This window comes from Alkalihalophilus lindianensis (assembly GCF_032843265.1).
GTDB classification, from domain to species: domain Bacteria; phylum Bacillota; class Bacilli; order Bacillales; family Bacillaceae_D; genus Alkalihalophilus; species Alkalihalophilus lindianensis.
Genome location: NZ_JAWJBA010000002.1, coordinates 400,806 through 422,630, shown reverse-complemented (window position 1 = coordinate 422,630; position 21,825 = coordinate 400,806). Strand labels below are relative to the sequence as shown.

The following is a 21,825-nucleotide window of genomic DNA, read 5'->3' as shown; positions in this document are numbered from 1 at the left end:
GTAAGGTTTTATGTCAAATTGATTCCGTTTTGTATAATGAGCATTATAGGTTACAATTTCTACGATGTCTAGTAAATTTATTAAATTTTTTGAAAAAATATAAAATTTAATGTATTTACCATAAGTAAAGGTGTAAGGAGTTTAAAAAAACATTTGTAAATTAAATAGATATTATATACAATCAGACATGTTTAATTTTTTAATATTATTAGACATTTTGAACTTGGAGGTGAGGTAATGTTTTGGAAGACTCAACTAGATATCTTTATTGCTTTCTTTAGATCCGGGATTCTCGGATATGGAGGTGGGCCGTCCACAATACCGCTTGTTCATAAAGAAGTGGTTGGGCATTTTAAGTGGATGACAGATGAGGAGTTTGCCGATGTTCTGGCAATAGGTAATACACTGCCAGGTCCGATCGCAACAAAGATGGCTGGACACATTGGCTATCAAGTTGGTGGGATTGTAGGTTTGCTTAATGCAATTGTGGCAACAGTACTTCCAACCGTGGTTGGGATGATTGCTTTGATTGGCGTTTTATCTAATTATCGTGACTTAAGTGTTGTAGCTGGTATGACCCAAGCGGTTACACCGGTTGTTGGGATTATGATGATTGTGATGACGTACCAATTTCTAAAACAATCAAAAAAAGGCATCGGGTTAACTCAGACCCTTGTACTAGCTGTTATTAGTGCGGTGGCTTTTGAATTAATAGGGATCCATCCTGCTTTAGTGATTGGAGTGTTATTAATCTATGGATTAGTAATGGGTGGAAAGAGACGTGAAGAACAAAAAGAAATGAAAAAAAGAAATGTTTCTGGATAGGGTGAATTGAAATGATCTATGTTGAAATCTTTATTGCATTTTTTATTCCCGGAATCGTTGGATATGGAGGGGGACCTGCTTCTATTCCACTTATACAAACTGAAGTTGTCGATCGGTATGGCTGGTTAACGGTAAGTGAGTTTGGAGAATTACTTGCCATTGCTAATGCTCTGCCAGGCCCTATTGCTACGAAAATGGCAGGACATATTGGTTATGAGGTCGGAGGTGTCTTTGGTTCGTTTGTGGCGCTTTTTGCTACAGTTGCCCCGTCTTTAATTGCGATGCTGTTCTTAGTTGGACTGTTATATAAATTTAAAAATTCACCAAGAGTAAAGAAAATGACTAGTCTTATTCGTCCGACGATCGCTATCCTCTTAGGGGTATTAGCGATTCAATTTTTTACTACTTCATGGGTGTCTGCTGGAATGGTTCAAACGATTATCATTGCTTTAGTTAGCCTGCTTCTTTTAGAAAAGCTTAAAGTACATCCAGCTCTCGTAATCATAGGAGCCCTTCTCTATGGGGCAGCCTTTTTAGGGTGAATTAAAAAAAAGCACTCTTGCTATGCAGCTAGAGTGCTTTTTTATATGTAGATAACCCTGGAATTAGTTTTAATTTAATTATTTTTCAGAAAACTACTTGTCTAATCGTAAGTGTCTAAGTATAATAACTAATCAAAAGGAAAGTTAAATTAGATTTATAAAAACATTGTGTTCATATTATTGAGAGTGGGGTGTCTATGTTTATTGAAAACAGGATAAATAAGTTGCGTAATGTTATGGGTCAGGAGCAATTAGACGTCGTAATCATCCTATCAAAAGAAAATCGTCGTTACTTCTCTAATTTTACTGGAACGAGTGGTGCACTACTTATTACAAATAGTGACTTACTCTTACTAACGGATTTTAGGTATGCGGAACAAGCAAAAGATCAGGCGCCATTATTTGAAGTCAAACAGCATACTGGCGTTTTACAGGAAGCTTTAGGAAAACAATTAAAAGAAATGAACGTTCGTCATGTAGGAATCGAGGATTCACTTACGGTTGGATTCCTAGTGGGAGTCAAAAAAGAAACGACGACTTGTGAGTTTCATTCAATAGAGTCTGAAGTTAACGAGATACGCAAGATTAAAGATGAAGGCGAAATTCAGAAAATTAAAAAAGGTGTCGAGTTATGTGATCTTGCTTTTAACCACATCTTGAGCTTTATCAAGCCAGGCTTAAGTGAAAAGGAAATAGGTCTCGAGCTTGAATATGTGATGAAGAAAAATGGGGCTGAAGGGATCAAGGCGAACCATGTAATCGCTTCAGGAGAAAGATCCGCTCTCCCACATGGGGCCGCTACGAATCGAATCGTAAACGCTGGTGAGTTTGTCAAAATGGACATTGGTGCAGTCGTTGATGGGTATTTCTCAGACTTTACCCGAACAGTTGTGATTGGTGAACCAAATGATAAGCAGCTAGAGATTTATGAAATTGTCCATAAGGCCCAAGAAGAAGCTCTCAACTATATTGGACCTGGAAAAGTGTGTAGTGAAGTTGATGAAGTGGCACGTTCCATCATTCGAGAAGCGGGCTATGGTGAGAATTTTGGCCATAGTCTAGGACATGCACTTGGCCTACATATTCACGAGAAACCAGCTATGAGGTCCACTGACAAATCAGTGTTAGAGCCTGGCATGGTTATTACTGTTGAACCTGGTATTTACCTTCCGGGATGGGGTGGGGTTCGAATCGAAGACCTCATCATCATCCGAGAAGACGGATATGAAAATGCTACAAAATCAACAAAAGAACTACAAGTGATTGATCCACAATAAAAGGAGTGAGCAGAGTGAAGAAAGTGAAAAGTTGGTTAACGGCCGTTTTAATCAGTAGCTTGGTTCTTGCAGGTTGTGCAAGTGAACCTAATTCAAGTGAAGTAGAAGCAGGAGACGAAGGGAATGGGGAAGGACAAACAGGTGGCACGTTAAATATTGCCGTTTTATCTGATGCGACTCACCTTGATCCGCATCACGGAGCAGACATTCCTTCAGCCAATGTTTACCACGGTAAAATCTTTGAAACGCTCGTTACTCAAGATCAGGACATGGAAATTCAACCAGGTCTAGCCCAAGAGTGGGAAAGAGTCGATGATTTAACGTGGACATTTACCTTAAGAGAAGATGTAACGTTCCATGATGGGACACCGTTTACTGCTGATGCTGTTAAGTCTACTCTTGAACGTGTCCTTGATCCCGAAGTAGGGTCAACACGTGCTTCCTTATTTGAAATGATCACGGATATTGAGGTTGTAAGCGATTATGAAGTGAAAATTGTAACAGAATATCCGTTTTCCCCTTTATTATCGAATCTTGCCCACTATTCTGGAGGAATCATTAGTCCAGAAGCCATTGAAGCAGATTATAATGGTACACCGTTAACAGATAACCCAATTGGTACGGGGCCATTAACATTTGAATCATGGACACCGGGCCAACAAATTGTCCTCTCAAACAACGAAGACCATTGGGGCGGGGGTATGAAAGTTGATGAAGTGGTATTCAAAGTCGTTCCAGAAGATTTAACACGACTAGCAGAAGTTGAAACGGGTGAATCTCATATTGCAGAGCCGGTTGGAACGGGTGATATTAACAGAATTGAAGAATCCCCATCGATGAACCTTTATCGCAGTGATGGGTTAGGGATTGATTACATCGGGTTTAACATGAATAAAGAGCCTTTTGATGATGTACGGGTAAGACAAGCCATTAATCTAGCAATTGATAATGAGGCGATTGTCGACCATGTTTATAACGGAGTGGGCCTTAAGGCGGAAGGACCTATGGGACCAGCTGTATGGGGATACCATCCTGAACTAGAGGGATACGATCAAAATATTGAAGAAGCGAAGAAACTTCTTGCAGAAGCAGGTTATGAAAATGGTTTTGATACGACGATCTGGACAAATGATAATAGAGAACGGATGGATGTTACAGAGGTTGTTCAATCTCAACTTGCAGAAGTAGGAATAAATGTGTCAATTGAAGTATTAGAATGGGGTGCTTACTTAGATAAAACGGGATCAGGGGAGCATGATATGTTTATCCTTGGTTGGTCAAATATGACTGGGGATGCAGACTATAATCAATACTATTTATTTCACTCAGACACTCATGGTGATGCCGGAAACCGATCTTACTACCATAATGAAGAAGTTGATCGCTTAATTGATGAAGGTCGTCAAGAATCTGATCCAGACAAGCGTTTAGCTCTCTATCATGAAGCACAAGAAATTGAAGTGGAAGAAGCGCCACTAGTGTTAATCAGACATACTGAATATGTGGCTGCTATTGGAAATGGAGTCGAAGGGTTTTGGTTACACCCATCTCGTATTATGATGCTTGATGATGTAACGTTACAATAATAAGATGCGCTTGCTGTTACATACAGCAAGTGTTTTTTTGAGTTATAAAAGATCAAATTAGCTAGGGAAAATTAAAGTAAAAAAAGTATTGAGGTCATCCCTCAATACTTTTTTTCTGTAACTACCTATTACTCTTCACCATCATCGTCCTCATCATCTGGTGGGTCGACTGGATCTGGTTTAGGGTCCGGCTTTGGTTCTGGTTGCGTCACTCGCTCAAAATTAGCTGTCACCGATCGGTTCTGGTTCATCGTCACCGTTGTCGTTGCAGATTGACCTGATGCCGCTCCACCCCAACCGACAAATTTCCATCCATCATTCGGAGTGGCCGTCAGTGTGACAGACGTTCCAGCCTTATACGAGCCGCCTCCGCCCGAAATGGACCCGCCACCAACAACAGATGTACTTAATGAATATACTTGAGGCTTAGGAGCCTCTGGTTGTGGTTTCGGTTGCTCAGGAGCTGGTTGCTGTTGTCCTCCGCCGCTACCACCACCTGAATTTGATTCGTTTCTTGCAAATACCGCCGTCACACTTCGATTTCCGTTCATCGTGACCGAAGTGTGCACGCTGCTTCCACTTGCGCTTCCTTCCCAGCGTACAAATCTCCAACCACTAGCTGGTACCGCGGAAATGGCGACTTGAGTTCCAGGTTGGAAAGTCGAGCCTGACTTGTTCGTTACGACATTCCCTTGACCAGTCGTATTCAGACTTAGACTGTACGTATTTTCATCCGTTGCCGCACTATCCTCCGCTTCCGTACCCTCGGTTTCATCTGCAGGAGAGTCATGGCCATCTCTTACAAACACAGCTCGTACGGTTGTATCACTATCAAGCTGGAATGTGATCGAGGCATTTGCGCTTGTCACATCACCTCGCCAACCATCGAATGTCCATCCTTCGTCCGCGCGCGCCGTTAATGTAACCGACTCATCTGGTGCGAAGGTGGAAGAAAGAGAGCTTCTTAAAATCGTTCCTTCTCCATCTTTTTCAACGGATAAAGTATGACCACCATTACTGAAGATCGCTTTAATCGTTAAGCTATCTTCAATGGTAATCGTCTGCTTCATCTCAGACCCTGAAAGATCGCCTTCCCATTCGACAAACTCCCAGCCAAGTTGTGGAACAGCACTTACCGTTACTTCTGTTCCAACCTCATAGGAGTCCTGTTGTGGTGACAGAAGGATCGATCCGTTTCCTTCTGTTTGAGTGAGAATCGTTTTTTGATCCCCATCAATTCGTATTTCCAAAATCGAATTCAAATCATGATACGAGACAATCACAGCTTCAATCCCTGCTTCTTGTCCAGTATATGTCGTATTCGAACCGTTAGTAGAACTTAGCGTGCCAAAATTATTTTCTAGCATCCAAGCAGGGGAGATCGCCATCGCTTCACCATTAGCATCGGTTGCACGAACAGAGAGCTCAATCTCTTCATCAATTGCAATTGTCTGCGGCTCGTCATAGTTAAACGTTAACTCTTCCACGACTTGCTGTTGAACCATGATGTCCTTCTCTTTTGTGAAATACTCTGTTTCAGCGATCACCGTAGCTGTACCTATTTCTTTTGCTTCAAACATTACTTCACCAGATTCACCACTAGTAATAGCACCAATTGAATCGTCTGCTATCGTCCATTCTGCTTCCATAACGGAGGATTGCCCACTGTTGCCTTTCCACATCAACTGAAGAGGACGCTCAAATCCAACTTGAACAACGGATCGCTCACTCTCAATACTAATATTAGAAACAATCGATTGAACGGCTTCTGTTAAGGTTTCACTATTCGTTCGTTCAATTCCCTCATTTAATAAAGAAAGGGCCCTAACAACCTCAGATTGTCCCAAGTAAAATTGAGACGTGTGCAAATAGAGGGTCGGCTCAGTGGGTGAAAGCTGCATCCCCTCTAATAGAAGTTGTTCTGCTTCCTCTACTTGACCTAACCCAACTAAACATTTAGACAAACCAATACGTGCCTCAGTATTAGTAGGTTCTGTATCTAATAATTGCTGATACATATCAGCACATAATTCATAATCTCGCTCTTCAAAGGATTGCTTCGCATCCTCCATTGTAAGCATGGCAGGATCATCTTGAAGAATCGTCATCACTAAAATGGCAGCTAAAACTAGCACACCAATTAAACTACCAATAATTAATATAGGTTTTTTCCTCTTCATAAAGGTTCCTCTCTTGTCATAAATTGTGGTGAAATATGGTAATGGTATGTTACTCCCATTATAAATAAGAATAATAGAAAGGAAAAGGAAATCTTTTAGGAAGTATGTCGGATCTATACCGATTTACTCGAAAAATAAGCAATCTAATAAAGAGGGTTAACGAAGGGGCATACCGAAATCTTTCTATCTATTACATTTCTACCATACTGGAGGACCTTATGACACTAGAGGACTGGATCACAAAAAACCCGACACTTGAATGGAAACAAAGACTTGAAGAAGACGAAGACTATGAAGAGTTCTACTCACATGAAAGTATTGCAGCTACGAATCAAGCTCTGGACTCCTATATCAATGACTTAAAAACGCTCAATCCCAATCCCACACAAGATGAAATTATCCAATGTGTGAAACGAGTCGTCCTAAAGCTAAATGAGGTCAATGAAGAATACGATGATTTCATTGAAACCGAAGAGCGAGAAGAGCTCTATGAATTTATTGACGGCGCAGCACGAACGGTAGGACTCCAAGAGGATGGCGATTGTACAGAAGAATGGAGAGAGTGGTAGACACCTCAAAAAGTAAACCGTGCCAACACCAGGTGCGGTTTTCCTATTCCCAAATGCTTTCAATTGTACTTTTAAATCCCACCGTATATAATCAGCTGTATAATAGTTGTATAATACATGTCTAAAATAAGATGAATCAATTAACCGTGTTCGGAGAGGGGAACAGCCAATGATATCCTGGCTTATTCGCAAACGCAAAATTACTATTCTATTCTTTATTATGTTCACTCTCGTTGGGGTACTGAGCTTCCTGCAACTCCCGCAACGTGAAATCCCAGAAATTGATCCACCGATTGCCCAGGTAACAACGGTGTACCCAGGTGCATCCAGTGAGCAAGTCGAGCAAAATGTCACCGATTTACTAGAAGAAAGCCTCTCGCAAATACCAGAAATAGCCTCACTCACATCGGTTTCAAGCCCAGGCTTATCCTTTTTAACTGTTGAACTAGAAGAAGGCCTCGATACTGATCAAATTTGGAATGAAGTCCGCCAACGCGTGACTGATGCCCAGGCCGAGTTCCCAGATGATGCGAATGCTCCGATCTTCAATAACGAGCTCTCCACCCAAGGTCTCGCAACGTATCAACTCACATTTGATAACCCAGACCTCGTTCCTGAAGTCGATGCCCTTCTTGACCGCTGGAACACGCGTTTAAATGAGCTTCCAGATATCGTCTCGATGCAAACGCAAGGAACGCTTGAAAAAGAAATCCTCATTGAAGTCGATCCAGAAGAATTAGCCGATGCTGGCATTTCCACTGACCAACTAATCGGCGCCTTAAATGGAGAAATCAGCGCTGTTCCACCAGGTGAGTGGAAGACCGATGCCTACAATTACCGCGTCGAGCTCGAGACATTCACCAATCTATCTGACCTTGAGACCCTTCCAGTAGGTGTTGACGGTGAAGGTGAAATGATCCAATTTGGCGACGTTGCTTCAATTAATGAAACATTCAAGCCAGTGACCGAGAAAGTAGCATTTGAAGGAGAAGAAGCGATTTCACTAACGTTCTCTCTCAAACAAGGCGCCAGTGTCACAAGCGCTCAAAACGAACTAAATGGCTTCGTTGACCGCATCGAAGCTGAGTTGCCAGAGGGCGTGGAAATGACGCTGCTCTACACACAAGCGGACCTCGTCAATGAGCTATTCCGTGACCTCGCGATTTCTTTTGCCATCGCTGTTGTGTCCGTTCTCATTGTCTGCTCACTTGGACTAAATGTCTCGACTGCACTCAGTGTCGCCCTAGCGATCCCAGTATCACTCAGCTTAGGTGCGATCGTGCTGCCATTTATCGGAGTCGACTTGAACCAAATCTCCCTGATCGCCTTTATTATTGCCTTGGGAATATTGGTCGATGACGGCATCGTAGTTAACGAAAACATCGAACGCCGCTTACAAATGGGCGAAACACCGATCAACGCTGCTATCAATGGAACGAAGGAAGTCGCTGTCTCAGTCTTAACATCTACACTGACAGTCGTCTTCACCTTCCTACCATTAATGCTGCTGCCAGGAGCAGCCGGAGGATTCATCCGTCCACTCCCAGCCGTATTGATCGCAACGATGATCGCATCAACATTTGTCGCCTTATTCCTAATTCCGATTTACAGATCGATTAAGGAAAAAACGGCTTCGCCTACTAGAAGAAGCGAGAGAAAGCCAGCCGGATTTTTAGGTGGAACGTTTGATAAGGCAGCAGGCTTCTATGGAAAGCGGATGATGAGAGGCGTTACAAAACGCCCACTCCTCGTTGTCGTAACAGGCTTCTTGCTTGGAACAGCTGCCTATGCGCTGATTCCGTTTATTCCATTGGAGTTCTTCCCAGACACAGATCGTGAAGAAGTGTTTGTGGAGGTGACGCTCCCTGAAGGAACCGCACTCGGTGCAACAGAAGAACAAGCAGAAGAATTAGAAGCATGGCTCTATGATGTTGATCATGTTCGCTCTGTTTCCACCTACGTTGGAACCGATATTCCGCGTCTATTTGGGGCAGGGGGAGGCGGAGCTTCAGGTGAAAATGCCGCCAATTTCCTCGTCTTCATTGACCGCGAGCAATACTCAACACGCGAAACAATGAACAATTGGAATAAAACATTACCAGAGCAATTCCCTGATTTAAACATCAACGTCTCAATGATCGAATCAGGTCCACCAGTAGGAGCCCCGATCGCGATTGAGATCAGTGGCGAAGACTTTGAAACATTGCGCGAGATGTCAGCTGAGGTCAAAGACATCCTCGCTGCAACTGATGGCGTTGCTAATGTCGATGATGATGTCGGTGAAAATGTCGAGACGATTCAAGTCACACCAGATCGTGACGCCCTTGAAGAGAACGGTCTATCAAGTGACGATATCGCTACAGCACTACGCCTTGTAGGCGAAGGCTTGCCACTTGGCCAGCTGCAGCAGCCTGGTGAATTAATTGATATGCGTATGGTATTTGGTACTATTGATTCGTTAACTGTTGACGTATTAGAAGATATTACAGTGGAAGGCATGACGGGTGAGAGTATTGCGCTTGCTGATGTCGTGACAACAGAAGAAGTCACATCTGACCCACGGATTCCACATGCGAATACGATCCCAACGATCACGGTGCGCGCGTATCCAAACGAACGCTCAAGTGATGAAATCCTAGCAGATGCCCGTGCAGACCTCGATGCAGTCACTGCAAACGACGCTGCATACAACCTGTCCATCGGCGGAGAAACATCAGCTAGAACCGATGTCTTTATTGATATCGGGAAAATTTTTATCGTTGTTGTCTTCTTAATTTTGATTGTCATTGCAATCCAGTTCTACTCACTGACGCTACCAATTCTAATCCTAAGCACCGTTTATCTTGCAATCGCCGGTGCACTAATTGGGCTATTTATCACCCAGACTGGACTAGGCTTCATGTCGATGATGGGGGCCGTCAGTTTGGCTGGTATTGTCGTTCGAAACGGAATTGTCTTGATTGAATTTATTGAGCAACGAAGAAAAGAAGGAGTCGACCCACGCGAAGCTGTTATGCTAGCAGCCGAGCAACGCTTCCGCCCAATCGTGCTGACCTCGCTCACCTCGATTGCCGGCTTACTCCCTGTTGCACTCGGCAACAGCACACTGTTTAAGCCGCTAGGAATCGCGATCGTCTCCGGACTGATCTTCTCAACGCTGCTGACACTCTTCATTGTGCCTGCATTATACCTGTTGCAGTCCAATGTCAGACAGCGCATCCGCGCACGACGAGCATCATAATGAAAACCGCGCCTGTTGGGCGCGGTTTTTTGTGGTGGGGAGCTGGGGTTTCGCACATATAAGGGGTGCTGGTGTGCGGTTCGCTCATATAATCTGGATAGCGCACATAAGTAGCGTGAGGTCGCACATATTTGTTGAATAGCGCTCATATCTAGCAGCGGCTCGCACATACGCCCGAGAATTTCGCACATACGCCGTCGGGCAGCCGGAGAGCAGAGGAGTAAATGTTTCGCTCATATATGGCCTATCAGCATGAGCCCCGCACATAAAACTCATATACCGCACATAACCAGCTCGACATCACCCATATCCCGTAAATAGTGCTCATAACCACAACCATCTCGCTCATAAACCTGATCAAATCGCACATATCAGCCCACCGACCTTCACCAACCGCCCTACACATAAACAAAAACGTCCCAATCGCCCCGCCTCCTCTTCATGTAACTTTAGTGTGAGCAATTGATAGTTATTTACTAATAGATAGTACAAATGTCGAATAGTGGAAATTTTCTCCGTGTGTCAAGATAATAGTGTGACAATTCTAACTATTAAAAGAAGGAGTGTCGTAATGAAAAAATATCTTGTTTTCATGCTGATGATTATTCTTATTCTCCAAGCTTTTGCATTCAACCACACCTCAGCTGAGGCCACGTCTACGGTAGTCGATGAAAAGGTGTGGTCGGCTCTTGAAAGCAAATCGACCGCACAAATTATTGTGACGTTTGACGGGGAGGACAAGCCCACCACGCAGAACATCTCACTGTTAGAGAACCTCAATATCACGACGGCGGTTACGCTCAATCAATTGCCGATCGTCGGTGCCCTCGCCACGAAAGCGCAAGTGGAACAATTAGCGCAAGATGAAGAGGTAAAGTCGATTTATTTAAACGAAAGACTGACTTACTTTAATGCTGATGCCAATGAAATAACAGGAGTGAATCAAGTTCGTGCCGATGAACAATTCACTGCGCAAAATGGCGGTCTACCTGTTACAGGAAATGGGGTAGGAGTTGTTGTGAATGATAGTGGAGTAGACGGTACGCACGGGGATCATACATTTAAAAAGAATCTCGTTCAAAATGTGCTAGGGACCTCTTATTTATCAAGCACGGGCATCATCCCAATCTCCTACATTGAAAATGTCATCAACACGGACACCAATTCAGGTCACGGAACGCACGTAGCTGGAACCGTTGGCGGAACGGGTACGATGTCAGGTGGGAAGTATGCAGGTGCGGCGCCTGAAGCGGATCTGATTGGCTATGGATCGGGTGCTGCATTGCTCGTTTTAGATGGAATTGGTGGCTTTGATTATGCAATCGAACATCAAGACGAGTACAATATCCAAGTGATCACAAACTCTTGGGGCTCATCGGGTGAATTTGATCCGCATCATCCGATCAATGTAGCAAGCAAAAAAGCGTACGATGCTGGCATAACCGTTTTATTTGCAGCAGGGAATGAAGGACCGTCTGAAGATACGCATAATCCATATGCAAAAGCACCGTGGGTCATTTCAGTAGGAGCTGGTGAGAAGGACGGTAGCTTGGCTAACTTTTCTTCAAGAGGAACGAAAGATGTCGGTGGTACATTTGAAATAGACGGCGAACAGTGGGAATGGAAGGATGAGCCTACCGTCGTTGCTCCGGGTGTCGATATCATCTCCACACGAGTACTCTCGCCACTATCGGTTATTTCAGCTCCAAAGGATCTTCAGTTGATTGAACCAACGTATCTTCCGTTCTATACCACGATGAGCGGAACGTCGATGGCGACACCACATGTAGCTGGGATTGTAGCGTTACTGCTTGAGGCCAATCCAGCACTCACACCAAGTGAAGTAAAAGACATACTTGAGCAAACAGCTACAGACATGCCTGGATATGAATCATGGGAAGTTGGCGCAGGTTATGTCAATGCCTATGATGCGGTGGAGGCAGCCTTCAATCAATAATAATAATCGTAATTGCTGACCCTGTGATGATGGGGGTCAGCTTTTTTATTTTTCAATAGATGAAACGATTTTCCCTTTTTTACGTAAACTAATACTGTAGAAGAGGAGGAATCATCGATGGAACTACTCATATGGCCTATCGTTTTCTTTTTATTGATTTTTGGTGGGTTTATTCTAAATGTCATAACAAGTATATGGTGTTATCGTGACTCGATACGCAGTGGAAATAGTAAGGAATACAGTCTGCTTATCCTTGTAGCAACGCTCTTTTTCCCGGTTATTGGCTTTATTGTGTATTTGTTTATTCGGAAATAATGAAGAGTGTTGCGGATGCAACACTCTTTTTTTAAAGAACGATTCCTCTTCTTGAACATATTAAATAAAATCATGTAAACGCTTTAAAAAAATCTTGCAGTTCCCAAATAGCTGTGGTAAATTTTACTTAATTTAAAAATCTAAACGTTTACATTTTAGGAGTTGCATCATGACACGAAAACCAACAATTGAAGATGTTGCGAAGCTAGCTCAGGTTTCAGTCGCTACTGTATCACGTGTAATTAATCACCAAGGTGGGGTCAGAAAGCCGACAGAGGAAAGGATTCAAAAGGCAATTGAAGATTTGAAATATGTTAGAAATGCAGTGGCCAGAAGTATGGTGCGAAAAGAAACAAAAACCATTGGAGTGATTATCCCCGATATTTGCAACCCCTTCTTCCCGGAAGTCATTGCTGGGATTGAGAGAAAAGCGATTGATAAGGGATATTTCACAACCCTAAGTAGCTCAAGTGGTTCAAAGAAAATAGAAAAGAAAATCACAGAGCACTTTATAGAACGAGGTGTGGACGGTGTCATCATTACCACATCAGATGAAAGCGGAGAACAGCTGAAATCCTTACTTGAAGCTGGAATTCCAGTGGTTGCTGTAGACCGTGCTATAAAAAATTATGAAGTTGATACCGTTCTCATTGGAAACCGTGAAGGGGCTCATGAAGCAGTTAGGCATTTAATTCAACAAGGACATGAGAAAATTGCCATAATTTGTGGACCTCAAGATACAACGCCCGGTCTTGAAAGGTATAAAGGCTACCGTCAAGCCATGGAAGAGTTTGGACTCCCCATTAAAGAAGAATGGATTGGGTATGGAGACTTCATGGAAAATAGCGGCTTTGACTGTACACAACAATTTCACCATTTAGAGGATCGACCAACAGCGATATTTTCTTGTAATAACCTAATGACTATTGGAGCAATAAAATCTATGACTCAATTAGAATGGAAATTAGGTAAAGAGGTATCGTTTGTAGGATTTGATGACATTGAACTCGCTACATTCACTAACCCACCATTAACAATGGTTTCGCGTCCTATGAGAGATCTTGGAGAGTTATCATTCCAACTTCTATTAGATCGTATAAATGAAAAAGAACAAACATTTAAGAAAAGAGAATTTATTTTAACTCCAAAATTAGTAGTAAGAGGTTCCTGTAAATTAGGAGGATAAATTTTTTTTGAACAAAAATCTAAACGTTTACATTTTAGGAGGAGCATATGAAAAAGTCAGGAATTCTACATCCAGGTCTCTCAAAATTAATAGCTGAAACAGGTCATACGGACTATGTTGTCGTAACAGATGCGGGGCTACCTTTACCTGAGGAAGTAAACACGCGAATTGATTTAGCTCTAAAGGAAGGCAGCCTACCGTTTCTTGAAGTGCTTGATACGGTAATAGATGAACTTGCGGTGGAGAAAATCATGATTGCAGAAGAAATAAAAACAGCAAGTCCGAACATGCATGATGAAATCATTAATCGTTTTTCTAATGCGGAAATCGAGTATATTCCCCATATTGAATTCAAAGAGAGAACGAAACAAGCAAGAGGACTGGTTAGGTCTGGAGAGTTTACGTCTTATGCAAATGTCATTCTAGTTGGAGGGGTTGTGTACTAACTTAAGAGGACTTAAAAGAGGGGAGGAAATACGATGGGACATTTGCTTGAAATGCGTGATATAAAAAAGTCATTCTCGAGTATTAAAGTTCTAAAAGGAATCAACTTTTCAGTTAAAGCGGGAGAGATTGTCGCTTTACTAGGGGAGAATGGTGCTGGAAAATCCACTTTGATGAAAATATTAGCAGGCGTTCATGAACCAACTGATGGGAAAATCTTTCTGAATGATAAAGAAGTATCCATTGATGGACCAAAGCATTCACAAGAATTAGGAATAAGTATCATCCATCAAGAATTCAACCTTATACCTGATCTTACCGTGGCGGAAAATATCTTTTTGGGTCGAGAGCAACAGGGTGTGCGGGGGATTATCAGTTGGAAAGCAATGCACACCGAAACAAATGAGTTATTAAAAAAAGTCGGGCTAAAAAATGTCTCGCCTACTCAATTAATTGCAGATTGTTCTGTTGCACAAAGACAACTGATCGAAATTGCGAAAGCACTATCTTTTGAATCAGATGTACTCATTATGGATGAGCCTACGGCTACACTAAACAATGAAGATACTCAAACACTACTCAATTTAATGAAAGCGTTATCAGATGAGGGGCTAGGGATCATTTTCATTACCCATCGACTTGAAGAGGTCGTGAAAGTAGCTGATCGTATTGTCGTGTTACGTGATGGTGAGTACATTGGATCAGAGCTCGTAGCAAATGTAACAAAAGACGACATGGTAACAATGATGGTTGGACGAGATATTACTGACCTCTTTCCAGAGCGAACGACACCACAAGAAGAGGTTGTTTTAGAGGTGGCTGATCTCTCAGTTCGGAATCGTCTCTATGATGTCTCTTTTAAGGTGAAAAAGGGTGAAATTCTTGGTGTAGCTGGGCTACTTGGGTCAGGTAAAACAGATTTGTCCAAAGCTTTATTCGGTTTACATAAAAGACAAAGTGGTTCCATTTCAATGCTAGGTCAAGATGTTGAAACTCCTAAGGAAGCCATCGATGCGGGAATTGCTCTTGTAACAGATGATCGAAAGAGTGAAGGTGTCATCTTAGATCTCTCAGTCTATGAGAATTTATTGATGCCATTTTATAGACGGATTTCTAAAACAGGTATCTTAAACAAAACAAAAATGGATCAAATTGTTGATAAATGGATTAATGATTTGAAGATTAAAGTACACGAACCTCACGTTGAAGTACGAACTCTCAGTGGTGGAAATCAACAAAAAGTTGTCCTTGGGAAATGGCTACAGATGAATCCTAAGTTACTTATTTTAAATGAACCTACAAGAGGAATCGATATTGGAGCTAAAACGGAAATTTATAAAATAATGAAAGACCTAACGAATGAAGGAATTGCTATTATCCTCATTTCTTCTGAAATGCCAGAATTACTAGGAATGGCTAACCGAATTGCTGTTATGCATGAAGGAAGAATTAGTGGAGAGCTGCCTATTGAAGAAGCAACACAAGAGAAAATTTTCTACTATGCAACAGGGGGTGATACTCATGGAAAAACAAGCTGAAGATAAACAACGGTGGGTTCATATGTTATTGTTACTCGATAAATACCGCGTACTAATCATCTTCTTGGCTCTTATTTTAGTCGCTAGTTTACTTTCGGATGCTTTTTTTACAGCGAGTAACTTATTAAATGTATTCAGACAGGTATCAATCGTCGCGATTGTTTCAGTTGGAATGACTTTAGTGATTTTGACAGCAGGTATAGATTTATCAGTGGGTTCCGTCATGGCGTTTACAGGAGCTGTGGCAGCAGGTGTTATCACAGCAGGTGTAGCATTCCCAATTGCAATATTAATTTGTATGGCAATTGGAGTACTGATGGGAGCTGTGAATGGATTAATTGTTGCTAAAGGGGCTGTTCCGGCTTTCATTGCTACTTTAGCAGTTATGGTTATAGCCAGAGGAATGACTCTTGTTTATACACAAGGGAACCCTATCGTAATAAGTGATCCAGGGTTTAGGTTTATAGGTGGAGGCTCTGTATTTGGAATTCCTTTCCCGATCATTTTGATGCTGTTGATTTTCATCATTATGTATTGGGTGTTAAAACATACAACATTTGGTCGTTACATCTATGCAATTGGTGGAAATGAGGAAGCGGCTCGATTAGCTGGAATCTCAGTTAACAAAGTTAAAGTGGCAGTTTATGCATTAGCTGGGCTATTCGCTTCAATCTCTGCTCTAATTTATACATCAAGATTAATGTCAGCTCAGCCGAATGCTGGAATGGGGATTGAACTTGATGCAATTGCTGCAGTCATTATTGGTGGTACCAGACTTACTGGTGGAAAAGGTGGAGTTACTGGCACAATTATTGGTGCTTTGATCATGGGGGTTCTAGATAACATTTTGAATTTGATGAATGTGTCTCCTTTCTATCAAGATATTGCTAAAGGGATTGTGATTTTGGTTGCCGTTTTGGTTGATAGTAAATTAGCCAAATTAAAAAAATAAAGTAATGGGGGATGGAAGATGAAAAAATGGTTAGGGATACTTATGGTAGGTTTTCTGGTAATGATGTTAGCAGCTTGTGGGGAAGAAGCTAGTTCAAATGCTGAAGGGGAAGAAAGTGGAGATTCGTACAAGGTTGGTCTAGCGATGAATACTTTAAACAACCCTTTCTTTGTTGATCTAAAAGATGGGGCAGAAGAGACTGCTGAAGCTGAAGGACTTAATCTTGTGGTAACAGACTCTCAAGGTGATCCAGGTAAACAGATGTCAGATGTAGAAAACTTACTACAACAAAACTTAGATCTATTAATCTTAAATCCTGTTGATAGTGATGCAGCTGCACAAGCGGTTGTATTAGCAAATGAAAGAGGCGTTCCAGTTATAACAGTAGATCGTCAAGCTAGTGGAGGAGATGTTGTATCCCATATCGGATTTGATGCTCTTCGCTCAGGTACAATCGCTGCTACGTATGTAGAGGAAGTATTAGGTGGATCAGGAAATGTAGTTGAGATTCAAGGGATCCTTGGAACAAATGTTGGGCGTGACCGTAGTCAAGGCTTTAATGACCACTTAGAAGGTGTAGATGGAATCAATATTATTGCAAAGCAATCGGCTAACTTTGACCGTGGGCAAGCATTAAGTGTCATGGAGGATATTCTTCAAGCCAATAAAGAAATTGATGCTGTATATGCGGCAAATGATGAGATGGTAATGGGAGCATTATCTGCAATTGAATCTGCCGGCCGTTTGGATGAAATCAAAATCATTGGTACAGATGCGATTGACCCAGCTCTAGATGCGATTAGAGAAGGGCGCTTAAGTGCTACTATAGCAGAGCCACCTTACTTCTTAGGTCGAGAAAGTATCCACACCGCCTTACAAGTTTTAGCAGATGAATCAGTAGAAGAATTGATTTTATTGGAGAATACACTTGTAACGGAAGAAAATGTAGATGAAATAGAGACTAGATCAAAGTAGGTGTTGAATGTGGTGAAGATGGTTGTAGTAGGAAGTTATGTGGTCGATTTGATGAGCCGTACGCCACATATGCCAAAGCCTGGAGAGACTGTATTAGGTGGTCCTTTTCAAATGGGACCTGGTGGAAAGGGCGGTAACCAAGCGGTTGCCGCCTCTCGCCAGGGGGCAAGCGTCACGATGATTACAAAAGTTGGTCAAGACTTATTTGGTGAGGAAGCAATAAAAAATTTCGAACAAGAATCAATACAAACAACTTATATTACAAAAGATGAGCACGAAGCGACTGGTGCCGCGCTAATTGCAGTCGATCAACATAGTGAAAATATGATTGTTGTTTCACTAGGAGCATGTGGGAATTTGACGAGTGAAGATGTACAACAAGCAAGGGAAGCCTTCATAAATGCTGATATTATCCTAGTACAATTAGAAACTTCTATTGAAGCAGTTGAAGCAACAATTAACCTAGCAAATGAATTAGGAAAGCCGGTTGTATTGAATCCTGCTCCCTTTCAAGATGTAAGAGCGGAGGTACTAAAAAAGGTAACCTATATTACACCAAATGAAACAGAAGCAAGTTTATTAACAGGTATTACTGTCCATGATGAAAAAACTGCAAAAGAAGCTGCAATTAATCTTTTTAATGCAGGTATTCCAAACGTTATTATTACCCTTGGGAAAAAAGGATGCTACATTTATGATGGAAGTGATCAAGGCCGTTTAATCGAAGGATTTACAGTAGATGCTGTTGACACAACAGGTGCTGGTGATGCCTTTAACGGTGGCTTCACAACCTTTATTGCAAGCGGATTATCTATTAATGAGGCAGCAAAAAGAGCAAATGCAGTCGCTGCTTTATCTGTGACTAAAGTAGGAACTTCCCCAGCAATGCCTACCCAAAAGGAAGTAGAACATTTTCTAGAAAGGGAACAGGTGAAGGAGTCTTGACAAATTTAGCATCTTACATTGATCATACGTTATTAAAGCCAGAAGCTACACAATCAGATATCGAGCTTCTATGTGATGAAGCGGTAAAATACAGGTTTGCAACGGTCTGTATCCACCCATCATGGATTACAATTGCAAAAAAACGTCTAGGTGAATCGTCGGTCGGAATCACAACTGTTATTGGATTCCCACTTGGAATGACGACGACAAGCACTAAAGTGAATGAAACCATTGATTCAATAAAATTAGGCGCAACTGAAGTGGATATGGTAATCAATATAGGCGAACTTAAGTCTAATAACCACTCTTTAGTTAAGGGAGATATTGAAAAAGTTGTTGAAGCAGCTAAAGGAGTCCCTGTGAAAGTCATTATTGAAACAGGAATGTTAACAGATGAAGAGAAGCGTGTAGCTTGTAAGCTTGCTGTGGAGGCAGGAGCTCAGTTTGTCAAAACATCAACAGGGTTTGGACCGGGTTATGCAACGGTCTCAGATATAGAACTAATGAAAAACATAGTTGGTGATCAGGCAGAAGTGAAAGCTTCTGGTGGAGTAAGAGACCAAGAGACGGCTCTTACCATGATCAAAGCAGGTGCAACTCGAATCGGCACAAGTTCTGGCAAAGAGATCCTTCAGGGTACGACAAGTAAAACAACATATTAAAAATAAATGGACCTATAATCAGGTCCATTTTTTTGTGGTTACTCCCAGCCAAAAGAGGGTATATAAAGAGGGTGACTATTGAAGCGAGGAGTGGGTTGGATGAGTGAGAACATTTATGGAAATACGCCGCCTTTCTTGGGGGCAATTAACGGAACAACCGAATCAACGGAGGATTCAGATGTCCTGATCTATGGTGTACCTTGGGAAGGAGCTGTAACATGGGGAGATTACACCGGTTGCGAGCTTGGACCGAAAGTGATGCGCCTCTGTTCAGGTCGTTACAGCGGCTACTTGCCGGAGCTTGATCATATTGATGTTTTTCAACATTTAAAGCTGGCTGATATGGGTGATGTCGATGTTGTTCCTGCCGATGTGGTGGAGACGATGAACCGAATTGAGTCATTTGCAGGGAAGATGTGGGAGTCAGGTAAATTTCCGCTCGCCCTTGGTGGTGACCACGGGATTACCTATCCGATCGTTAAAGCATTAACCGAACGAACAGAAGGAAAAGTCGGCATTCTTCACCTTGATGCCCATTACGATAATATGCCGCATCAAGATGGTGATAAATACGCACGCTCAACTCCATTTGCGAGAATGTATGAGCTGGATGGAGTTAGAAATGAGAGCCTGATTCATGCCGGAATTCACGGCCCACGTAACAAGCCAGAGACTGGCAAGTTTGCCCGTGATGCTGGTGCGAAAACGGTGACGATCAATGACATCCGTGAAGCCAAAGACATCCGTAAGCTAGCAGCTGATCTGTATGATCAAGCAAGTGAAGGCGTCGATGTTGTTTATCTTTCGGTTTGTAGTGACGTACTTGATTTTGCCTTTAATCCAGGTGGACCTGTAGATGGAAATGGCTTAACATCGTATGAACTTTTGACCTTAATTTATGAATTCACAAAGCGTGGGATTGTTGGTATGGACTTTGTCGAAGTCTACCCACAACAAGATCCAAACAATGTCTCCAGTCACTTTGCGTCAATGATTGCGCTGTATGCATTGGCTGGCGTTGTTGAGAATCGTAAATAATTAGGTAAAAAGCATTCTTCTCGGTCATGAGAAGAATGCTTTTATGTCGTATTCAAACGGAGTCGATCTTTGTATTTCTTCATTTTGTACATCACTGATGGTTGGCTGACCCCCAAAACCTCAGCCATTTCATACGTCGTTTTGCATTGCTGATAGGCTCTAGCGATCATCTCGATCTCGACTTCTTCTACTGTTTCTTTCAATGTTTTCTTTTCTTCTCTATTCGCATCAAAGCTTGTTGGGTATTCGACTGCTTCCTTCCTAGTTTTCTGTAGCTCGATCGGCAGGTGTTCAGGTCGGATAACAGGATCCTCAATCGTTAAGATGAGGCGTTCCAGTAAATTTTCCATCTCACGCACATTTCCAGGCCATTCATAATGAACCAATAAATCATAGGTTGTCGCGTGGAGCTTTTTCTCTACGTTGTATTTGTCGTTGATCAATTGTAAGTAATGTTGCAGGAGGATTGGGATATCGTCCGGCCTCTCGACTAAAGGGGGAATGCGAATCGGAATGACATTCAAGCGATAATACAGATCGAAGCGAAATGTCCCCGCGTCTACCATCTTCTTTAAAGGCTGATTCGTGGCCGTAATGAGCCTGAAATTAACGTGACGCTCTTCCTTTCCGCCGACCCTCATCATCTTTTTCTCCTGCAGCACCTTCAGTAATTTCACTTGAATCGACAGAGGTAACTCTCCGATCTCATCTAAGAATAACGTGCCTTGATCAGCTTGTTCGATCAATCCTTGCTTTCCGGATTTATGTGCCCCTGTAAAGGAACCTGGTTCATACCCGAACATTTCCGATTCAAATAATGTCTCAGGAATCGTACTACAGTTCACTTCAATAAATGGTTCTTTATGACGTTCACTTTGATCGTGAATATAGCGAGCAAGGGTGCTTTTTCCGACTCCGGATTCCCCTAAAAATAAGATGCTGGCATCCGTCTTGGCGACTCGTTGAATCGTTGTGAAAATATGCTGCATCGTTGAACTGCGAAATAAAATCGGATGATGACTCGCTTCTTTTTCACGTAGCTCTTCGACTTCTGTTTGATAGCCCGCCATTTTCGATTGCAATTGTTGGTACTGTTTTTGCAGCTTCACAATTTCCGTTTGGTCTTGGCTATAACTGACGACTCTCACTAAACGCCCTTCTTTATTGAAAATAGGAAAACCCGTCGACATCACGACTTTTCCGGACGTTGTATGTTGGAGAATTTGAACCTCTTTTTTCTCCTTTAAAACAAGAGCATTAATCGAAGGGGAAAGAACGCCGCTTTCTTCTAACTCATAAACAGACTTACCAATATACGCGTCAGCCTCGAGTCCATACATCGTCCAATGAGTAGGGTTGGAGTAGACGATGGTACCATGCTCGTCTGTAATCGTGATGTTGTTATTGGATGTCTCAATAATTTTGGCAAGCATTAATTCCAATTCTTCTCCCAATCGAAGTCCCCCTTTCTCAAAAAAAACGCTTTCTTCTATTGATTTAATTATTGATTAAATTGAGTGAATAATCAACTTTTAAATCAAAAATAACAACATTTGATTTAAAAGTTGATCAAAGCAGGCTGGAGGCCTTGAT

Annotated in this window: 18 protein-coding genes; 16 read left to right on the top strand and 2 right to left on the bottom strand. The window is 42.1% G+C overall.

The window, feature by feature from the left end; all coding sequences use genetic code 11:
- The first annotated feature begins 237 nt into the window (after positions 1-237).
- The 4 genes from RYX56_RS08705 to RYX56_RS08690 all read left to right on the top strand — a co-directional run bounded on the left by RYX56_RS08705 (position 238) and on the right by RYX56_RS08690 (position 4,230).
- The gene (locus RYX56_RS08705) at positions 238-825 is read left to right on the top strand and encodes a chromate transporter (protein WP_317121680.1); all 588 of its coding nucleotides are present in this window, start codon (positions 238-240) and stop codon (positions 823-825) included.
- 11 nt (positions 826-836) lie between these two features.
- Positions 837-1,367 carry a chromate transporter gene (locus RYX56_RS08700; RefSeq protein ID WP_317121679.1) on the top strand — a complete coding sequence of 177 codons (531 nt, stop codon included), beginning with the start codon at positions 837-839 and terminating at the stop codon, positions 1,365-1,367.
- Between the two features lie 224 nt (positions 1,368-1,591).
- Positions 1,592-2,644, top strand: a complete 1,053-nt coding sequence (locus tag RYX56_RS08695) for a M24 family metallopeptidase (protein ID WP_317121678.1) — start codon at positions 1,592-1,594, stop codon at positions 2,642-2,644.
- A gap of 5 nt (positions 2,645-2,649) precedes the next feature.
- The gene (locus RYX56_RS08690; RefSeq protein ID WP_439108472.1) at positions 2,650-4,230 is read left to right on the top strand and encodes a glutathione ABC transporter substrate-binding protein; all 1,581 of its coding nucleotides are present in this window, start codon (positions 2,650-2,652) and stop codon (positions 4,228-4,230) included.
- Between the two features lie 128 nt (positions 4,231-4,358).
- On the opposite strand, the gene RYX56_RS08685 is transcribed toward RYX56_RS08690, so the two are convergent.
- Positions 4,359-6,410 (bottom strand): InlB B-repeat-containing protein, encoded by a 2,052-nt coding sequence (locus RYX56_RS08685; protein ID WP_317121676.1) that lies wholly within the window; start codon positions 6,408-6,410, stop codon positions 4,359-4,361.
- Positions 6,411-6,628: 218 nt separating this feature from the next.
- Here RYX56_RS08685 and RYX56_RS08680 point away from each other — a divergent pair, with 218 nt between their 5' ends.
- The 12 genes from RYX56_RS08680 to RYX56_RS08625 all read left to right on the top strand — a co-directional run bounded on the left by RYX56_RS08680 (position 6,629) and on the right by RYX56_RS08625 (position 20,232).
- Positions 6,629-6,979: a hypothetical protein gene (locus tag RYX56_RS08680; RefSeq protein ID WP_317121675.1), complete on the top strand. Its 351-nt coding sequence runs from the start codon at positions 6,629-6,631 to the stop codon at positions 6,977-6,979.
- Positions 6,980-7,148: 169 nt separating this feature from the next.
- Positions 7,149-10,220: an efflux RND transporter permease subunit gene (locus tag RYX56_RS08675; protein WP_317121674.1), complete on the top strand. Its 3,072-nt coding sequence runs from the start codon at positions 7,149-7,151 to the stop codon at positions 10,218-10,220.
- Between the two features lie 571 nt (positions 10,221-10,791).
- Entirely contained in the window at positions 10,792-12,177 is a 1,386-nt protein-coding gene (locus RYX56_RS08670) for a S8 family serine peptidase (RefSeq protein ID WP_317121673.1), read from the top strand.
- Between the two features lie 117 nt (positions 12,178-12,294).
- Entirely contained in the window at positions 12,295-12,492 is a 198-nt protein-coding gene (locus tag RYX56_RS08665) for a PLDc N-terminal domain-containing protein (protein WP_317121672.1), read from the top strand.
- 169 nt (positions 12,493-12,661) lie between these two features.
- A complete protein-coding gene (locus RYX56_RS08660) occupies positions 12,662-13,678 on the top strand; it encodes a LacI family DNA-binding transcriptional regulator (protein WP_317121671.1) in 1,017 nt (338 codons plus the stop codon).
- 47 nt (positions 13,679-13,725) lie between these two features.
- Positions 13,726-14,124, top strand: coding sequence for a D-ribose pyranase (gene rbsD, locus RYX56_RS08655; protein ID WP_317121670.1), 399 nt, complete (start codon positions 13,726-13,728; stop codon positions 14,122-14,124).
- Positions 14,125-14,157: 33 nt separating this feature from the next.
- A complete protein-coding gene (locus RYX56_RS08650) occupies positions 14,158-15,660 on the top strand; it encodes a sugar ABC transporter ATP-binding protein (protein WP_317121669.1) in 1,503 nt (500 codons plus the stop codon).
- A complete protein-coding gene (locus tag RYX56_RS08645) occupies positions 15,644-16,612 on the top strand; it encodes an ABC transporter permease subunit (RefSeq protein ID WP_317121668.1) in 969 nt (322 codons plus the stop codon). The genes RYX56_RS08650 and RYX56_RS08645 overlap by 17 nt, the downstream gene beginning before the upstream one ends.
- 18 nt (positions 16,613-16,630) lie before the next feature.
- Positions 16,631-17,587, top strand: coding sequence for a substrate-binding domain-containing protein (locus RYX56_RS08640; RefSeq protein ID WP_317121667.1), 957 nt, complete (start codon positions 16,631-16,633; stop codon positions 17,585-17,587).
- Between the two features lie 18 nt (positions 17,588-17,605).
- On the top strand, positions 17,606-18,532 hold the full coding sequence (gene rbsK / locus RYX56_RS08635) for a ribokinase (RefSeq protein WP_317121936.1): 927 nt from the start codon (positions 17,606-17,608) through the stop codon (positions 18,530-18,532).
- Complete coding sequence (deoC, locus tag RYX56_RS08630) at positions 18,529-19,194, top strand: deoxyribose-phosphate aldolase (protein ID WP_317121666.1); 666 nt, start codon at positions 18,529-18,531, stop codon at positions 19,192-19,194. Before rbsK ends, deoC begins: the two co-directional genes overlap by 4 nt.
- Before the next feature lie 99 nt (positions 19,195-19,293).
- A complete protein-coding gene (locus RYX56_RS08625; protein WP_317121665.1) occupies positions 19,294-20,232 on the top strand; it encodes an agmatinase family protein in 939 nt (312 codons plus the stop codon).
- Positions 20,233-20,273: 41 nt separating this feature from the next.
- Here the strand turns inward: RYX56_RS08625 and RYX56_RS08620 are convergent, their stop codons facing one another.
- Positions 20,274-21,665, bottom strand: coding sequence for a sigma-54 interaction domain-containing protein (locus RYX56_RS08620; RefSeq protein WP_439108480.1), 1,392 nt, complete (start codon positions 21,663-21,665; stop codon positions 20,274-20,276).
- Positions 21,666-21,825: the final 160 nt, after the last annotated feature.